This is a genomic window from Weissella confusa (genome assembly GCA_041871065.1).
GTDB lineage: Bacteria > Bacillota > Bacilli > Lactobacillales > Lactobacillaceae > Weissella > Weissella confusa_A.
Genome location: CP168942.1, coordinates 309,792 through 328,277 on the forward strand (window position 1 = coordinate 309,792; position 18,486 = coordinate 328,277).

General features: G+C 45.4%; 17 protein-coding genes. 16 read left to right on the forward strand and 1 reads right to left on the reverse strand.

The annotated features are described in order from the left end of the window. The first annotated feature begins 152 nt into the window (after positions 1–152). The 15 genes from ACAW68_01255 (at position 153) to ACAW68_01325 (ending at position 16,917) form a co-directional block, all read left to right on the forward strand. Positions 153–1,778 (forward strand): peptide ABC transporter substrate-binding protein, encoded by a 1,626-nt coding sequence (locus ACAW68_01255; GenBank protein ID XGA16230.1) that lies wholly within the window; start codon positions 153–155, stop codon positions 1,776–1,778. A 355-nt stretch (positions 1,779–2,133) separates the two neighbouring features. Further along, positions 2,134–3,054 carry an ABC transporter permease gene (locus ACAW68_01260; GenBank protein XGA16231.1) on the forward strand — a complete coding sequence of 307 codons (921 nt, stop codon included), beginning with the start codon at positions 2,134–2,136 and terminating at the stop codon, positions 3,052–3,054. 10 nt (positions 3,055–3,064) lie between these two features. After that, positions 3,065–4,096, forward strand: a complete 1,032-nt coding sequence (locus tag ACAW68_01265) for an ABC transporter permease (protein ID XGA16232.1) — start codon at positions 3,065–3,067, stop codon at positions 4,094–4,096. A 17-nt stretch (positions 4,097–4,113) separates the two neighbouring features. After that, positions 4,114–5,217, forward strand: coding sequence for an ABC transporter ATP-binding protein (locus ACAW68_01270; protein ID XGA16233.1), 1,104 nt, complete (start codon positions 4,114–4,116; stop codon positions 5,215–5,217). Continuing rightward, the gene (locus ACAW68_01275; protein XGA16234.1) at positions 5,217–6,170 is read left to right on the forward strand and encodes an ABC transporter ATP-binding protein; all 954 of its coding nucleotides are present in this window, start codon (positions 5,217–5,219) and stop codon (positions 6,168–6,170) included. Before ACAW68_01270 ends, ACAW68_01275 begins: the two co-directional genes overlap by 1 nt. Before the next feature lie 244 nt (positions 6,171–6,414). Further along, entirely contained in the window at positions 6,415–8,373 is a 1,959-nt protein-coding gene (locus tag ACAW68_01280) for a DHH family phosphoesterase (protein XGA16235.1), read from the forward strand. Positions 8,374–8,391: 18 nt separating this feature from the next. Then, the gene (gene rplI / locus ACAW68_01285; GenBank protein XGA16236.1) at positions 8,392–8,844 is read left to right on the forward strand and encodes a 50S ribosomal protein L9; all 453 of its coding nucleotides are present in this window, start codon (positions 8,392–8,394) and stop codon (positions 8,842–8,844) included. Between the two features lie 98 nt (positions 8,845–8,942). Then, entirely contained in the window at positions 8,943–10,358 is a 1,416-nt protein-coding gene (gene dnaB / locus ACAW68_01290) for a replicative DNA helicase (protein XGA16237.1), read from the forward strand. A 131-nt stretch (positions 10,359–10,489) separates the two neighbouring features. Continuing rightward, a complete protein-coding gene (locus ACAW68_01295) occupies positions 10,490–11,680 on the forward strand; it encodes an MDR family MFS transporter (GenBank protein ID XGA16238.1) in 1,191 nt (396 codons plus the stop codon). 18 nt (positions 11,681–11,698) lie between these two features. Next, complete coding sequence (locus ACAW68_01300) at positions 11,699–12,220, forward strand: aromatic acid exporter family protein (GenBank protein XGA16239.1); 522 nt, start codon at positions 11,699–11,701, stop codon at positions 12,218–12,220. Positions 12,221–12,327: 107 nt separating this feature from the next. After that, complete coding sequence (locus tag ACAW68_01305) at positions 12,328–13,587, forward strand: M20/M25/M40 family metallo-hydrolase (protein ID XGA16240.1); 1,260 nt, start codon at positions 12,328–12,330, stop codon at positions 13,585–13,587. 395 nt (positions 13,588–13,982) lie between these two features. Further along, entirely contained in the window at positions 13,983–15,158 is a 1,176-nt protein-coding gene (locus tag ACAW68_01310) for an ATP-binding protein (protein XGA16241.1), read from the forward strand. Further along, entirely contained in the window at positions 15,139–16,335 is a 1,197-nt protein-coding gene (locus tag ACAW68_01315; GenBank protein XGA16242.1) for a VWA-like domain-containing protein, read from the forward strand. The genes ACAW68_01310 and ACAW68_01315 overlap by 20 nt, the downstream gene beginning before the upstream one ends. After that, entirely contained in the window at positions 16,335–16,625 is a 291-nt protein-coding gene (locus ACAW68_01320; GenBank protein ID XGA16243.1) for a hypothetical protein, read from the forward strand. The genes ACAW68_01315 and ACAW68_01320 overlap by 1 nt, the downstream gene beginning before the upstream one ends. Continuing rightward, positions 16,609–16,917 (forward strand): hypothetical protein, encoded by a 309-nt coding sequence (locus ACAW68_01325; protein ID XGA16244.1) that lies wholly within the window; start codon positions 16,609–16,611, stop codon positions 16,915–16,917. Before ACAW68_01320 ends, ACAW68_01325 begins: the two co-directional genes overlap by 17 nt. Before the next feature lie 41 nt (positions 16,918–16,958). Here the strand turns inward: ACAW68_01325 and ACAW68_01330 are convergent, their stop codons facing one another. After that, positions 16,959–17,354 carry a YbaN family protein gene (locus tag ACAW68_01330; protein XGA16245.1) on the reverse strand — a complete coding sequence of 132 codons (396 nt, stop codon included), beginning with the start codon at positions 17,352–17,354 and terminating at the stop codon, positions 16,959–16,961. A gap of 143 nt (positions 17,355–17,497) precedes the next feature. Here ACAW68_01330 and ispE point away from each other — a divergent pair, with 143 nt between their 5' ends. Next, positions 17,498–18,355 (forward strand): 4-(cytidine 5'-diphospho)-2-C-methyl-D-erythritol kinase, encoded by an 858-nt coding sequence (gene ispE / locus ACAW68_01335; protein ID XGA16246.1) that lies wholly within the window; start codon positions 17,498–17,500, stop codon positions 18,353–18,355. Positions 18,356–18,486: the final 131 nt, after the last annotated feature.

Sequence of the window (18,486 nt, forward strand, 5' to 3'; positions counted from 1 at the left end):
TACCGAGGGGTTTAAACGTTTTATTGCCTGAAATTCAAACATAATTCACAGTTTGTATTAAAAAATGGCATTGCTTCTCATTTTCGTCCAGGATATGATACATGCATATTGAAAAACGTTATTTACATTTTCTGGATATGGGGAGTTATTTTATGAACAAATTGTTGAAGACGTCAGCATTGTTGTCAACGGCCTTGATTTTGGGATCAACGGTTGCACCTTTGACGGCAGATGCTGCTAAGTACAAGACGATCAACTGGACTGAAGGTGCTGATTTGGGAACGATGGACCCTTCAAAGTCTACTGCTGCTGTTGATTTTGATGCGTTGCAAGCCACTGGTGATGGTTTGTACCGTAACGACAAGTCAGGAAAGCCAGCTTTGGCTTTGGCTGAGTCAGTTGAGAAGTCAGAAGATGGCTTGTCATTGACGTTCAAGTTGCGTTCAGGTTTGAAGTGGTCAAACGGTGACGCTTTGACTGCGCACGACTTTGTTTACGGATGGCAACGTACGAACGATCCTAAGACGGCATCACAATATGCTTACTTGTTCTCAGGTATCAAGAACGCTGACGCTATCCAATCAGGTGAAAACACTGATTTGTCATCATTGGGTGTAACTGCTGTTGATGACACGACTTTGGAAGTGCAATTGGAAAAGCCAATGCCACAACTTGAGTCAGTATTGACGATGGCACCATTCTACCCACAAAACCAAAAGTTTGTGGAAAAGGTTGGTAAGAAGTACGGAACTGCTGCTAAGTACACGTTGTCATCAGGTCCATACATCTTGAAGGACTGGACTGGTTCAAACAACAAGTACTCATTGGTAAAGAACAAGAACTACTACGATGCAAAGGTAGTTAAGACGCCTAAGGTTGTTATTCAAACGATCAAGGACCAAAACACGGGTTACAACTTGTACAAGTCAGGTAAGGTTGACTTCACTAACTTGTCACCTGACCAAGTTAAGGCTTCAAAGAAGAACAAGGCTTACAAGGTTATCCCACAAGCTTCAACGTTCTACATGGAGTTTAACCAAAAGAAGGTTAAGGCATTGGCTAACCAAAAGATTCGTCAAGCCATCTCATACTCAATTGACCGTAAGACTTTGTCAGACAAGATTTTGACGGGAACTGCAACGCCAGCAACGACGTTTACTTCAACTAAGTTGGCTGTTGATCCTAACACGAACAAGGACTTTGCTAAGTCAGCCGAAGTAAAGGGTGCAATTGCATACGACAAGACTAAGGCTAAGAAGTTGTTCAAGGAAGGTATGAAGGAAGCCGGTGTTAAGAAGTTGACGTTGCAAATGGTAACGGACGACACTGACGGTGCAAAGCGTACTGCACAATTCTTGCAATCACAAATGGAAAAGTTGGACGGTTTGAAGATCGACATCAAGACGGTGCCATTTAAGCAACGTTTGGCCTTGTCACAAGACAAGAAGTTCGACTTGGTTATCACTGCATGGGGAGCCGACTATGGTGATCCATCAACGTTCTTGGACTTGTACACGAAGGATTCATCATTCAACAACGGTTCATGGGATAACGCTCAATACAACGAGTTGATGCAAGCTGCTAAGACGACTGACGTTAACGACGACAAGAAGCGTTACGACGACTACAAGCAAGCAGAGCAAATCATCGACAAGGAAGTCGGTGTGGCACCTTTGTACTACCGTTCATACGCTACGTTGTTCCGTACGTCAGTTAAGGGTGTTGTTATGAACCCTGCTGGTGCACCTTACGACTGGAAGTGGGCATACAAGAAGTAATTTTGATTGCAGGATCAAAACGACACTTGTTTGTTAAGTTTGAATAGACAACACGCATCTATCTACTATGGATAGATGCGTGTTTTACATATAGGGCGAGCGTTATGTCGTCCCAGAATCTGGACAAACATATCAAAATCTATGTAAACGCTAACAAATTCGTAAGTGTTAAGAAATTTTGATTCTCATGTGATATTACCTGACAAACCCTTTTATAATCGGGACTTGTCTGGTAAGATTAGAAAATACTAATAAAAACTATGGATATGTGAGAGGTATCAACTTTGTTTTTAATTAAACGTAAGCGCGTCTTTCATAATATGAATAGCAGGAATAATAGGGGAAGGTCATCGCTATGATCAAATATTTACTTAAGCGACTAGCAATCATTATTTTGACGCTGGTGCTGATTATCTCAGCGACATTTTTCTTGATGAAGCTGATGCCTGGTTCACCGCTTGCGAATGCTGAGCGTTTGTCTGAGGCACAACAAAAGATGATTGAAGCACAGTACGGCTTGGATAAGCCAATTTTCATTCAATACGTCACTTATTTGTGGGATGCCTTGCATTTCGACTTCGGTGTGTCATTCCAATTTGCTAACCAAGAAGTTTCAACGTTGATTGCACAACGTATGGGACCTTCAGCACAATTGGGAATTCAAGCTTTGATCTTCGGTGTAATCGCCGGTATCGGACTTGGTTCAGCAGCAGCCGTTCGTCGTAACACAAAGACGGATACAATCTTGTCAATCATTGCCGTTTTGGGAATTTCAATCCCATCATTCGTGTTTGCGGCTTTGTTGCAATACTGGGTTGGTTTGAAGTTGGACTGGTTGCCAATCGCTGGTTGGAAGGGCTTCTCTTCTACTATCTTGCCAACAATCGCGTTGGGAATGGCACCTTTGGCAACGTCAGCTCGTTTCATCCGTACCGAAATGGTGGATGTGTTGGGTTCTGACTACATCGAATTGGCACGTGCCAAGGGCTTGTCAAAGCGTGAAGTGATTTGGAAGCACGCAATGCGTAACTCATTGATTCCGTTGGTTACGTTGATTGGACCAATGGCGGTTAACTTGATGACTGGGTCAATCGTTGTTGAGTCAATCTTCTCAATTCCTGGAATCGGTAGCCAATTCGTTTCATCAATTTTGACGAATGACTACCAAATCATCATGGGAACGACGATTGTCTACGCCATGATGTTGATGGTTGTGTTGTTGATTACGGATATCTTGTACGGTGTCATTGACCCACGTATCCGTTTGGCAAAGTAAGGAGTAGCACATGGCTGAACAAGTAAATTTGACGGCAGATGACTTTAAGCTGCTTCCAGCGGATCGTCATGTCGATAACGAAAAGATTATGAAGCCTTCATTGAGCTTCGCTAAGGATGCTTGGCGTCGTTTGAAGAAGAACAAGGGAGCCTTCATCTCATTGTGGATTTTGGTATTCATTTTTGTGGCAGCGTTTGGATCTGCCCCAATTGCCAACTCAAAGTCAACGTCACACCAAGATGTGACGTTGCAAAACTTGCCACCGCGCTTGCCAGGTGTCTTGGGAGATATTCCAGGGTTCACTGGTCATGCAAAGTTGGATGGTGTCAAGATTGATTCATACGACTCAGCTGGCGTTTCAAAGAAGAAGAACTTCTGGTTTGGAACTGACCAATTTGGTCGTGACATCTTCAAGCGTGTCCTTTACGGAACGCGCATCTCATTGCAAGTTGCGTTGATTGCCGCTGCCATGGACTTGGTCTTTGGTGTCACATACGGAATTGTTTCCGGCTGGCGTGGTGGTAAGACCGACATTGTGATGCAACGTATCATCGAAGTTATTTCATCAATTCCTAACTTGGTTGTTTTCGTTTTGTTGATTTTGATTTTGAAGCCCGGTATGTTGTCAATCGCATTGGGTATCGCAATGACATCATGGACGTCAATGGCACGTTTGATACGTGCACAGGTATTGACGATTAAGGAACAAGATTACATCTTGGCCGCTCGTACATTGGGATCATCAGCATGGCGTATTGGTTTCCGCCACTTGGTGCCAAACTTGAGTTCAACAATCATTGTGCAATTGATGTTCACAATCCCATCAGCAATCTTCTTCGAAGCATTGTTGTCATTTATTGGATTGGGAATTCCAGTGCCAATGGCCTCATTGGGTACGTTGTTGAATGATGGACAAAAGGCTTTGCAATTCTATCCATACCAATTGGTAATTCCAGCACTTATCTTGGCTGTCATCATGATTGCCTTTAACTTGCTTGGAGATGGTTTGCGTGACGCCTTTGACCCTCGTACGAAGGATTAATGGAAGAGAGTTAAGACATGGCAGAAAAGATTCTTGAGGTTAAGGACCTTAAAATTAATTTCCGAACTTACAACGGTAAGGTACAAGCCATCCGCGACATTTCATTTGATTTGTACAAGGGTGAGACGCTTGCTATCGTGGGTGAGTCTGGTTCAGGTAAGTCTGTTACGACACGCTCATTGATGGGCTTGTTGGCAAAGAATGCTGAAGTTGAACACGGTTCAATCAAGTTCAAGGGCGATGAAATCATTGGTAAGTCAGAAGAAGACATGCAGCACTTGCGTGGTTCAGAAATTGCCATGATTTTCCAAGACCCAATGACTTCTTTGGATCCAACGATGAAGATCGGTCAACAAATTGCCGAACCTTTGATTAAGCACAAGAAGATGAGCAAGAAGGATGCCTGGGCAAAGGCATTGGAAATGACGAAGTTGGTTGGTATTCCAAATTCAGAAAACCACATCAACGACTATCCACACCAATTTTCAGGTGGTATGCGTCAACGTATCGTTATTGCGATTGCGATGATCAACAACCCTGAAATCCTAATTGCCGACGAACCAACGACCGCCTTGGACGTGACGATTCAAGCCCAAATCTTGGACTTGATGAAGAAGATTCAAAAGGAAATTGATTCATCAATCATCTTTATCACGCACGACCTTGGTGTTGTGGCTGGTATGGCTGATCGTGTGGCGGTTATGTATGCCGGACAAATTATTGAAATTGGAACTGTTGATGAAGTATTTAACTTCCCACAACACCCATACACTTGGGGCTTGTTGAACTCAATGCCAACGACGGAAACGGCGCGTGGCGAGTTGGAAGCTATCCCAGGTACGCCGCCTGATTTGTTGGAGCCACCAGTAGGTGATCCATTTGCGGCACGTAACAAGTACGCTTTGGCAATCGACGAAAAGCAAAAGCCACCTTTCTTCAAGCTATCAGAGACGCACTTTGCGTCAACGTGGTTGTTGGATGAGCGTGCGCCAGAAGTTGAGCCGCCATTGGAAGTACAAAAGCGTTGGGCTCGCTACCAAGCTGAGCACCCAGAAGCTGACCGTAAGAAGGCAGTCGCCGTCGACGCAACGGCAGTTCTTGGAACGGAGGTTAACAACTAATGGCTGAAGAAAAGAAGAAGTTAGTTGAAATCAAGGGACTTGATATCACGTTTAACAAGGGCCGTAGCAACGAAACGAAGGCTGTTCAAAACGCAACTTTCGACATTTACGAAGGTGAGACGTTTGGTCTTGTTGGTGAGTCAGGTTCAGGTAAGACGACAATTGGTCGTACGATTATGAAGTTGTACGAACCATCAGCAGGGGAAGTTTTGTTTGATGGTAAGGACATTGCTAAGTTGAAGAAGCGCGGCGAATTGTCAGACTTCCGTCAAGCGGTACAAATGATTTTCCAAGACCCACAAGCGTCATTGAACTTGCGTATGAAGGTTAAGGACATCGTTGCTGAAGGAATCGACGTTAACCACTTGGCTGCAAGTGATGAAAATCGTTCAAAGCGCGTGGAAGATTTGTTGGAGACGGTTGGTTTGAACCGTGATCACTCAAACCGTTACCCACACGAGTTCTCTGGTGGACAACGTCAACGTATCGGTATCGCCCGTGCGTTGGCTGTGCAACCAAAGTTCATCATCGCCGACGAACCAATCTCTGCCTTGGACGTTTCAATCCAAGCGCAAGTTGTTAACTTGATGAAGCAATTGCAAAAGGACAAGGGATTGACTTACTTGTTCATTGCCCACGACTTGTCGATGGTTAAGTACATTTCTGACCGTATCGGTGTTATGCACTGGGGTAAGATGGTTGAAATCGGACCAGCCGACGAAGTTTACAACAAGCCTTTGCACGATTACACGCGCTCATTGTTGAGTGCCATTCCAGTTCCAGATCCATCAGTTGAGACGGCCCGTGAGCCAATCGTTTACGATCCAACTGACGAAATGGACGGACGTGACCGTGAAATGGTTGAAATTGCACCTGAACACTTCGTTTGGGCTGCAGAAGACGAAATCGAGATGTACAAGCAACGCGCCCGCGAAGCTGGATTGATCGATTAACAAGAAACGCACCTGACATTACGTTAGGTGCGTTTTTGTTTGGTGGTCAAAGTCGACGCGTTTCATCGAGGTGCACCACAACCAAATGTTTTTACATAAAAAAGCCATTATTTATCAGTTCAAGTCTATTTGGTAATCATGGTATACTACTTTATAAAGAAACTATTAAGGAATGGGTTGGGTGATACGCGTGAAAAATTTGGATGCTTTACCGGCGTTTTTCCAAAATCGGCGCCTCGCTTGGATGGCAGTGCTCGTCTCGGTGATGGCAATTATCGGCGCGATTCTAGCCTTTATGGTGAATTGGGTTGCCGGAATTGTCTGGCTGGCCTTGGTTGTGATTGCTTTGATGGTCATATTCAAGACCTTGCAGATTATTGGCGAAGACACCACACACTATATTGAGAATCTTTCATACCGCGTTAATCGTGGTGAACAAGAAGCGATTATTCAGATGCCTTTGGGGGTCGTTTTGTTCAATGAGCAGAACGAAGTTAATTGGGTGAACCCTTATCTACAAAGTTTCCTTGGGGAACGCGTTATCGTTGGTCGACCATTGCAGGAAGCTTCCGTGCAATTGGCAGACTTGATTAAGCGATGGCCGGATGAAGATAAGCGTGTTACGCAATTGCACTGGTTGGATCGCGTATTTAATGTGCAAGTGCAGCCGGAACTCCGCGCTGCATATCTGCTGGATGCCACTGACTCAGCGCAAGTTATGAGTGACTACGAAGCGCACAAGTTGTTCATTGGAATTGTTTCCTTGGATAACTATGACGAAGTGTCTGAAGGCATGAACGACTCGGACGCTTCTGCATTACGTACCTTCGTGACGAAGACGTTGTCAGACTGGATGGCTGAGCACAAGATTTATGTGCGTCGTTTGGCTGTCGATCGTTATATGTTGATCGGTTATCGTGACGGTTTGCGTCGCGCCGAGGCTGATAAGTTTAATGTGTTGACCGCGGTTCGTGAGGCAACTTCAATGCAGAACACGCCAATCACGTTGAGTATTGGTATCGCTTATAAGGAAACGGCGATTGATGTTTTGGCGCAGAACGCTCAAGCTAACTTGGACTTGGCGTTGGGTCGTGGTGGTGACCAAGTTGTTGTGAAGTCACCGACTGGGGATGCTCGTTTCTACGGTGGAAACACAAACCCAATGGCCAAGCGTACCCGTGTGCGTGCGCGTGTCATCTCACAAGCGTTGGCTGATTTGATGACGCAAGCGGACCAAATTTTCATTATGGGACACAAACGTTCTGATATGGATTCGTTTGGTGCCGCGCTGGGTGTTCGCCGTTTGGCTCAAATGTTGGGTAAGCCGTCATGGGTTGTCTACGAAGAGAGCGGGCATGAGCACTCAGATATTAAGTTGTTGTTGCAAGAACTTAAGGCTGATCCGTCAGATCAATCTGCAATGATGGTGCCTTCACAAGTATTGTCAGAAGCGACTGAACGAAGCTTGTTGGTCATGGTGGATCATTCAAAGCCATCGATTTCAGAATCACCTGAAGTCTATCAACAACTATCTGAGCGGGTTGTGATTATCGATCACCACCGCCGTGGCGAAGAATTCCCAGATGAACCGCAATTGGTTTACATTGAGTCATATGCCTCATCAACATCTGAGTTGGTAACGGAATTGTTTGAGTATCAACCACGTCGTACGAAGGGGTTGTCTCGTATTGAGGCGACTGCGATGCTGGCGGGTATCCAAGTTGATACCAAGTCATTCACGTTGCGTTCTGGTACGCGAACGTTCGATGCGGCTAGTTACCTGCGTTCAGTTGGCGCTGATGGTAAGATGCTACAGGACTTCATGAAGGAAACGGTTGATTCATACCGTGAGCGTGCACACTTGATTGAGCGTGCGCAAATTCATGATAATGCGGCAATTGTTATCGGTGAAGATGATGTGCAATATGATTCGGTTGTGGCCGCACAGGCTGCAGATGCGTTGTTGCAAATGATTGGGATTGAAGCGTCGTTTGTTATTTCACGACGCGATGATAATACAGTTGCCGTTTCGGCGCGCTCAACTGGGTCATTTAATGTACAATTAGTAATGGAAGCGATGGGCGGAGGCGGTCATTTGAGTAATGCGGCAACGCAGGTCTCAGATACGACGACCACTGCCGTCTATGAACAATTGTTGTCTGTTCTTACGGGAACAAACGATGATGGTGATAATGAAGATTAATAAGTGAGGTCGATAATCATGAAGGTTATTTTCTTGGAAGATGTTAAGGGGCGCGGTAAGAAGGGCGAAGTTAAGGAAGTTCCTGATGGCTACGCTAACAACTTCTTGATTAAGAACAAGAAGGCTGAGCCCGCAACTAACGCAAATGTTTCTGCATTGCGTGGCCAAAAGAAGGCAGCCGATCGTGAGGCCGCTGAAGAAAAGGCTGAAGCTGAGGCTTTGAAGGCAAAGTTGGAAGACGACAAGACGGTTGTTGAGTTGAAGGCAAAGGCTGGAACTGACGGTCGTTTGTTCGGTGCCATCTCATCAAAGCAAGTTGTTGAAGCTTTGGAGAAGCAATTCGGCTTGAAGATTGATAAGCGCAAGATGGATATGAAGGAGCCAATCCGTGCCTTGGGTTACCGTACCGTAACGGTTAAGTTGCACCACGATGTTGAGGCAAAGATTCGTATCCACACGGATGAGCAATAAAAAATCGGTAGATAAATAAAGTGACGAGCCAGTGATGTTTCACTGGCTTTTTCTGTTACAATAGATTTTATGAATACACATATAAAGGAGGCGTCCCCATGGCAGATGAAACAGAAACGACTGCGCTTAGCGTGCCGCAAGATGTGACCGCTGAACAAGCCGTTTTGGGATCTATTTTGTTGTCGACTGACCCGCAGGATTTGATTGCGGACTTGATGACAATCTTGGAACCATCTGACTTTTATCGAACGGCACACCGTTTAATCTATGCAGCAATTTTGAAGCTTGATGAAACGCAACGTGCCATCGATATTTTGACGATTACCGATGAACTGAATAAGGATAATCAAGTCGAAAACGTGGGTGGCATGGCCTACCTGACTGAACTAGCATCAACGGTGCCGGTTGCCGGCAATGCGCTTTACTATGCGCGCATCGTGCGTGAAAAGTCGATTCGTCGCAACATGATTGATACGTTGCAAAACAGTTTGACGCAAACGTATGAAGGTGCGGATTCGGTTGACGATGCCGTGGCTGAATTGTCAACGAAGCTGGATATGATTAATGGTGGCGAGAAGAGCGCTGACTTTAAGAATATCGCGGACGTGGTTGAGAAGTCATTTGAGCAAATTGAGCAAAACTCTCGAACGACTGAGACGGTTACGGGACTTGCCTCAGGTTACCCAGCTTTGGATAATTTGACGACTGGGTTCCACGGTGGCGAAATGATCATCGTGGCCGCACGTCCGGCCGTTGGTAAGACGGCGTTCGTTTTGAATATTGCCCAAAAGGTTGCCGTGGCTGACCCGAACTTGCCAGTTGTTATTTTCTCACTGGAAATGCCGGACACGTCATTGGTTAACCGTATGTTGGCGGCTGAAGGAAACATCAACTCACAGCACATGCGTACTGGTCAATTGGATTCCGAAGAATGGAATGCTTTAGCTGTGGCCATGGGTTCATTGGCAAATACCAAGATTTATATCGATGATACGGCTGGTATCAAGGTGACGGAAATTCGTTCGAAGTTGCGTCGTCTATACAAGCGTGAAGGCCAAATTGGCTTGGTTATTATCGATTACTTGCAGCTGATTGAAGGAACTGGAAGTGAAGGACGTCAGCAAGAAGTCTCAGCTATTTCTCGTGCCATCAAGATGATGGCCATGGAAATGGATGTGCCAATTATTGCGCTTTCTCAGCTTTCTCGTAGTGTTGAACAACGTCAAGACAAGCGTCCGATGTTGTCAGATATTCGTGAATCTGGATCAATCGAGCAGGACGCCGACATCGTTGCTTTCTTGTATCGTGATGATTATTACGAGAAAGCTAACGATGATTCAGACAATCCAAATGATCCGCGTGATGAAGAACAACAAGATGTCGGAGAAATCGAAGTCATCTTGGAAAAGAACCGTTCTGGTGCTCGTGGAACCGCCCGTTTGCTATTTGTTAAGTCATACAACAAATTCTCAAACATTGAATTCCACGCTGAAGAACCAGGTGGATTCGGGTAAAGCAGACTGAGAATGTCGGAGGTTTTTGACCTCCGACGTGACCAACAGCTGCTGTGGTAATAACAACAGTCATTAACGGGGGTACCAATTTGGTAGCCTCGTTCTCTTTTTTCAAATAATGGAGGTAAGGGATGCAAACAAACGAACAAGGCATGTCAATTCGCTGGTTGTTGACGGCTAGTTTCATTAACAGTGTTGCCTTTGGCTTTATTTGGCCGTTGACGTCAGTGTATTTGCACGATGAACTTTATCAAACGCTAGTCATTATTGGTTGGGTCATGATGGCTAATGCCGTAGGTCAGGCAGTTGGATCGCTGGTCAGCGGTCGATTATTTGATCGCTTCTCACCGCATAAGCTGATTCAATTTGGAACAGTGGCCATGATTGTGTTGCAGGTGTTGTTCATTCTCTTCCACGGTTGGCCAACTTATGCGGTTATTCTGGCCGTAGTTGGTTTCTTCGGTGGTTGGAACACAGCTGCGATTAATTCGTATGGTACCTATGTCCGTAGCCACGACGGTCGATTTGTCTTTAACATGCTGTACTTTATGGGAAACTTTGGTATGGTGTTTGCAACGGCTGCCGTTGGACCTATTTATACGTATGGGATTACGTGGTTGTTTATCTTGGCGTTGATTATGTATATTGTCCTTTTGTTCATTGTGCGTTCACATTTCAAAATTAAAGTGGAACGTACAGAACAAAAGACAACGAAGTCAAGTTTCAAATTACCAAAATGGAATTGGCGCTTGGTTTACACTGGTGTCATTGGTTTAATGGTCTTGTGGATTTCATATTCACAATGGCTTGGTAATTTGTCAGTTTACATGTCGAGTGTGTTGAAGTTGCCATTGTGGCAATACTCAATGTTATGGACGATTAACGGTATTTTGATTGCTGTTATTCAGCTTGGTATGAACGCTTTGAACTTATCAGCTAATCGCAAATCAATGTTTATTCAGATTTTTGCCGGCTTGTTGATGTTTGGGTTGGCATTCTTGATTTTGCCATTCGCCAAGATGTTTACCGGGTTTGCGTTGGCGATGGTTGTCACAACGATTGGTGAAGCAACAGCCTTCCCAATGATTCCGGCGCTGGTCAATGAGCTAACACCAATGGAGTTAAAGGGACGTTACCAAGGACTGACAGCGGCGGCGCCGTCTGTCGGTCGTGCCATTGGGCCTTTGTTAGGTGGCGCCGTGATTGAACAGAGCGGTTATGGTTCATTGTTCTATGGCGGAGCAGGTGTGGTCTTTATTGCCTTTGTCGGCGTTGCAACGATGATCTTTATTGGTTATCGTCATGCAACACAATACGAATAACAACGGAGAAGCAACTGTATGAAATTAGGATCATTTCGATTGGGGATGCGCACGTTTAAAACGGGGTTAGCTGTCATGATTATTGTGGCAATTTTCGTCCTCATTGATCGTGGTAATCCTATGATTGCAGCACTTTCAGCTGTGTTTTCGCTAAGACAAGATTTTGAGACGACGGTTGAGTTTGGTAAGTCGCGTGTGTTAGCCAATGCTTTAGGTGGTGGCTTTGCAATTGCGTACTTTTTGATTTACGAATACTTCAATGAAGCTAGTTTGGTCCAAATTCTGGTGTTGCCAACGTTCCTAATGTTGTTGATTTCAATCAATGACGGCATTGGTAACAACAAAGGAATTATCGGATCGACGGCGGCTTTGCTGATGATTGCGTTGACGATTCCAGCAGATGCGACATATATGTATGCCGTGGAACGTGTGTTTGATACGTTCATCGGAACGGTAGTCGCCATCTTGATGAATATTGGCGTGCATCCAAAGAAGCCAGAAGAAGTCGTTGCTGAGATTGAGGCACGACAACAACGTTAAAAATGTTCACAGCGATTAAGTATCTCTTATGATACTTAATCGCTGTTTTGCGTATTTGGGCCACATAGATTAAAATTACATGAGAAGTTTTGAAGGTGGGGAAAACTATGCGGGAACAAGAAAAATTAACAATACTAAAAGACTTGGTTGCCATTAACACGGTAGCAGCCAATGAAACATCAGTAGCGGTTTATTTGCAGGACGTCTTTAAGCGCCATGGCATCGAAAGTCAGTTAGTGGCTGATGATTCACAACGTGCAAACATTGTGGCGGAAATTGGGGATGGTGAAGGACCAGTGCTGGCGTTTGCCGGCCACATTGATACGGTTCATGAAGGTGATTTAGATACCTGGTCAACAGATCCGTTTGAAGTGGTTGCAAAGGATGGTCGCTTGTATGGCCGTGGCACGACGGATATGAAGGGCGGTATCGCCGAATTCTTGATTGCAATGATTGAGTTACAAGAATCTGGTACGCCGTTGCATGGAACAGTGCGCTTCATCGCCACGGTTGATGAAGAAAAGACGGAAGCTGGCGCAAAGTTGCTAACTGATCGAGGCTACTTGGATGATGTTGAAGCAATGGTAATTGCCGAACCAACTGGCGTGGCGTTGGACGACATTGATGATTATTTCCACAGCGGTGGGGCAGTAATCGATCCGGAAGCTTTGGTTGAGTTGAATGAAAAGAAGCGTGGTAGCAAGGCGCCGGAACAACACTTTATCTTTCACGCGCACAAGGGCTTTTTGGCTTATGAAGTGACGGCGAAGGGAAAGGCAGCACACAGTTCGATGCCAAAGTTGGGCATCAATGCGATTGACCATTTGATTACCTACTATCTAGCTGAGAAGCAATTCTATGCAGAACTGCCAGAAGTTAGTCCAGTGTTGGACCGTACGTTATATGGACCTGACGTCATTCAAGGTGGCCAGCAACAAAACTCAGTCCCTGACTCAGCAACATTGACGGTGCTAACGCGTATCATTCCAGAGTTGCCACCGGAGGAATTGATTGGCCGTTTGAAAAAGTTGATGGCCGATGTGATGGCAACGGATTCACAAATGGATTTGCGTTTGAATGTTAAGGCATATGACGGTGCGGTTGTTGCGCCAAAGGACAGTGCATTGATTCAGCTTATTCAGCAAACAATTCCAAAGTATTTGGATGAACCAATGGCTGCACCTGCGATTGCGGTGTCATTGGGAACGGATGCCTCACAATTTATCAAGGCCAACCCAAACATGCAATTGGCAGTCATCGGACCAGGTAACGCAACGGCCCACAAGGCGGATGAGTACGTTGAAGAAGCGGCTTACTTCAAGATGATTGAGTTGTTCAAAGACGTTGCGACGGACTATTTAAACTAAAGTTCCCTTTTTATTAGGCGAATATCAAAGTGTTCCGTATAATTCATAAATGAATTGATGCTTCGATTGCCAATCGTCACGATGACGCTCATATCAAACGCGCAAACAATGAGCTAGTCTTAACCTGGTATTGAATCAACGACATGAGACCTTCCCTTGGAAAACGAAGTGTACAGATGGACGAACCTGTTAACTCATGTCATGATACTTTGCCAAGCGATTGTCGCGTACAGAAAGACAACTGAAACACCATGGTAGCCACCAGATGAACTTAAAGCATCTGGTGGCTTTTCTTTTTGGGTGGCGGACACAGACAACCAACTAACTTTTAAAGCCAAAAAGGGTTTGAAACAGCGTAAACTATAAGTAATTAACAGTAGATTGAGGAGAACGACATGGCGCTTTCATTTCAGGAATTAGTAACGGCAGTTCCACTCGTGTTGCGAGGTGGTAATGTGCCTAATATTGTCGGTGAAGCTGGTATTGGTAAGTCAGCGTTGGTCGCTGAAATTGCCCGCCAAATGGGCGCAACGCTTTTTACGACGGTTGTTTCTTTGTCAGAAAAGGGTGACTTGGCGATTCCAGTGCCACCTTTGACCAGTGATGCTTATGTTGAAACCGAGCAGTATGGTTCGTTGGCTGACGTAAAGTACGGTTACACGCACACGTTGATTGAGATTATTGAAGCTGCGCAAGCGCACCCAGGCAAGCCAATTATTTGGTTCTTGGACGAGTTTAATCGTGGCTCACAAGCGGTCCAAAGTGAGTTGATGAATTTGGTCTTGCAACGCCAAATTAATTCATTGATTTTACCAGCCGAAGTGAAGCTGGTGATTGCTGAAAATCCTGATGAAACGATGGCTGGATTTGAAAATGCCGATTACGGGGTTGTGGCTGGAGATGCGGCTATTAAGGATCGTACGGTTCGCTTAGTGATGAAGGTTGATGTTGCCGACTGGCTGGCCTGGGCAGCGACTGAAGATAAGACGAAGCAACGCCCAAACATCCATGAGATGATTCAACGTTACCTACAAGAAGATGCGACGCAACTTTACCCAGCTGAACGTGGGGATGACTTGAATCCTACGCCACGTGCTTGGCAACGTGTGTCAGACAATTTATATGAATTATTGACCTTGCCAGAAGCGACTCAGCAAGCATTGATTTTTGACATTGTGGCTGGTGATCTAGGTGAAGCTGCTGCGCAACGTTTCGTGCAATTTATGCAAACAAACCAAGAGACATTGACGCCAATGGATATCTTTGTAAGCCAACCATGGGGACCAGAAGTGCCAGAACAAGTGATGACGAAGTTCGTTAGTTTGCCTGAAGTGCAAAAGTTGGCCTTGTTGAAGTCAACGTTAGCCGCAGTTGATATTGCCCAAGATGATAACGCTGGTCGCTTTACGCAAATTTTGACAGCAACGGCCAAGGATGGCCAATACGCAGTCGTTAAGCAATTGGCAGCGGGTAACTTGTTGGAGCAACTTTACAGTTCAACTGGTGACCACGCAAAGCAACTTTACGATGTCATCACGAAGGTGGCCGCCTATGACCTATCAGAAGATTGATGAACTAGTCCAAAAAGCCACGATGAAATTGCTGGACGAAAGCCGGTTTTATGGTGAAGTCGTCTTACGATTAAATCGTGTGTACGATGACACGGTTGGTGGTACGATGGGACTTTCTTGGCAAGCGCCATTTTGGGAGTTGCGGATTAATCCGATTTTATTCGAAGAAGTTTATCATTCGGTTGCGGACGTAAAAGGTGCACTAACCCACCAAGTGCTACACATGGTGTGGGAACACCCAATTCGTTATGCAGATAAAATTGCTGAGAATGCAGCTGAGGCCAAGATGGTTGGCTTGGCAACTGACTTATCGGTTAATCAATATATTCGTGGTGGCTTTCCAGGTGCCCACACGTTGGCTGAAGTTGAAGAAATGATTGAATTGGATTTGCCAACGTATGCCGATTCAAGTACCTATTACAATTTATTGCATCCATTGATGGATACGATTGATAACGAAGGGGCCAGTTCACAGTTGCCTGGTGACGATCACAAAGGTTGGTCGACAGGTGCTGAGGCTGGTGAAGAAGCAGAAGCAGCGTTGCGAAATGTGGTTGCCGATGCGAACCACGATGCGCTAGTTGCGGGTCGCGGTAATATGGCGGGCGAAGTTGAACGTCAGATTGAACAACTATTGGCGCCACGACGTAACTGGCGAGGCTTGTTGCGTAAGGCGATGAGCAACGTGCCAGCAGGCAAGCAAGATAGTCGTGCCCGTTTCAATCGTCGCCAACCATATCGCATGGAATTGCCGGGGCAAGTGGACGCGACACAGACTAAGATTGCGGTATTTATCGATAATTCAGCGTCAATTTCAGATGACACGGCGAGTCGCTTTATCGCCGAGGTGGCCCAGATGCAAAAACAACTTGCAGCGGCAGTTGATTTCTTTGCCTTCGACACTGAAGTACATGCAATTGATAAAAATTGGATTGCTGATGGTCGCCGTCGTGCTGGTGGTGGCACGCGCTTTGCGACGATTTTTGAAACGTTGCAAGCAGAGCGATACCAACCGCAGAGTACTGTCGTGGTTATCTTTACCGATGGTGACGGTGAACAAGAATTACCAGCTAATCGTTATCGTCGATTAGTATGGGTTTTGCCAACCGACGCGACACTTTCAGTTTTGCAACCGGTTGGCCAAGTTGTGACATTGACAAAATGGGAGGGAAATTAATGGCGCTTGATCCATTGATGTTACGTGCCGTGATTTTGCGGGCACCACAATACGAACGCGCGGTTGCTTTGTTGTGGAATGAGTGGAATCGCTTTGTAGTGAGTCATCCGATTTCACCGACGACGATTGCAGCAACCGATGCGCAATTTGCGATTGCATTATACGAAGCGGACTTAGTTGAACAAGCTGATGTCGCAGATGACTTTGAACAATTTATTGAAACAAACCAACAATGGTTAGGCGATGATGCCGCAAGTTGGTTAGAGGAGTGGCATGATGGCAGAGAATGATTTGAACCCAGTTGATTTGCGATCATTTATTAATAAGGATCGTCGTTATGAGCGTGCCGAGGCCCTTATCAAGGGGACTTGGGAAGAGTTGCTGTTGTCACAACCTTGGGGGATGACAACGATTAATATGGCCGACGTCCAATTTGCTGAGGCGTTGTTGCAAGCGAACTTGGTACAACCAGTTAAGCAAAAGTTTGAGACGTTGGCTGATGTGCAACAATTCATTCAAGCGAATAGCGTTCGATTGACGCCAGATGTGATTGCGTCACTTAAGGGTCGATTCGATATGTAATAAAAAATCTCGACTGCATTTTGCGGTCGAGATTTTTTTGGTTATTCAGTATCATCGTCTGGTAGGAACCAGTTGTTCATCCACCAGCCACGGTAGAAGCCTTCCATTGAGATAATTTGGCTAAGCGATGCACCAATTAATGTGAATTGGAGCCATGTCTTGCCAGAAGTAAAGAACGGGATACTCATCATAGCTGCGGTTACGAGATAGATGACAATGCGCGCACGTTGTGTCAAACCACGGTGGTAGATGCCTTCATGCACATATTTTTGATAGTGTTTATTTTGGGTTAACCAGGCGTGAAGTCGCTCTGATGAACGACCCCAAAAAAATGCAGTTAGCAAGTAAAAGGGCGTCGTTGGAATGCCGGGCACCCAAATCGTTACGGTTCCAATACCGAACGTGATCAACCCGAGCAAAATGTAGAGATAGCGCATATGAGCAACCTTTCGTTGTATAGTTCTTTAAGTATACAGGAGATGTCCGATAAATGGGGCTTTTTTCAAGCAAGGTCGATTGTTTCGTAAACGGTTGCAAATTGCTATAATGAAAGAAACTCTGCGAAAGGATGACCGTTAACATGGAAATTTTAGAACGCGCATATGCGAAGCTTAATATTAGTCTTGATACGCCATTTGCGCATGCTGATGGCGAACAAGAATGGGACATGTTGATGGTTGCGATTGATTTGGCTGACACAGTCACAATTCGAACAACGACAGATCATCAAGAGATTATCGTTGAATCGACAAGTGGCTTGTTGCCATTGAATGAAAAAAATTTAGCCTATCAAGCGGCTGAATTGATGCGCGAACGGGCGGGTGTATCTGAAGGGGTGGAAATTCATATCGACAAGCATATTCCAGTGGCAGCTGGACTTGGCGGTGGTTCATCAGATGCGGCGGCTGTATTGCGCGGTTTAAATAAAATCTGGCATATGACCTTAACGGAAGCGCAACTTGCTGAGATTGGGTTGAAAATTGATGCCGATGTGCCGTTCTGTGTGTATTCACGACCAGCACGGGTGACGGGACGCGGTGAAATCGTGGCGCCACTCTCACAAAAGTTTCCACCGCTATGGTTGGTTGTGTCGAAGCCAGCAATTAGTGTGTCGACGCCTAAAATTCTGAAGATGATTGATTATGACAACTTGGAACACGGGGACATGTCAGCGTTGATGGACGCCGTTGAGCGTGGCGATTTTGATGCCGCGTTCAAGGGGATGTTTAATGTTCTTGAACCAGTTACAGCGTCAAAGTATCCAGAAATTGTGAAGCTGAAAGAGAAGATGCGTAAGTTTGGGGCGGATGCGGTTCAGATGTCTGGTACGGGTCCAACGGTCTTTGCAATTACTGATAAGGCATCACGAGCAAAGCGCTTGTACAATGCTGTCCGTGGTTTTGTGCCAGAAACGTACATGGTTCGACTGGTAAATTAATAGAAACTGATTGAGCGACGGAAATCGTCGCTTTTTTTGTGCGCCTGAACGGGGTGAGTTCGTGTTATAAACGTTTTACTCGATAATTTCGGACTTTTTAAAACGATTAACTATGAAATAATTGTGAATAA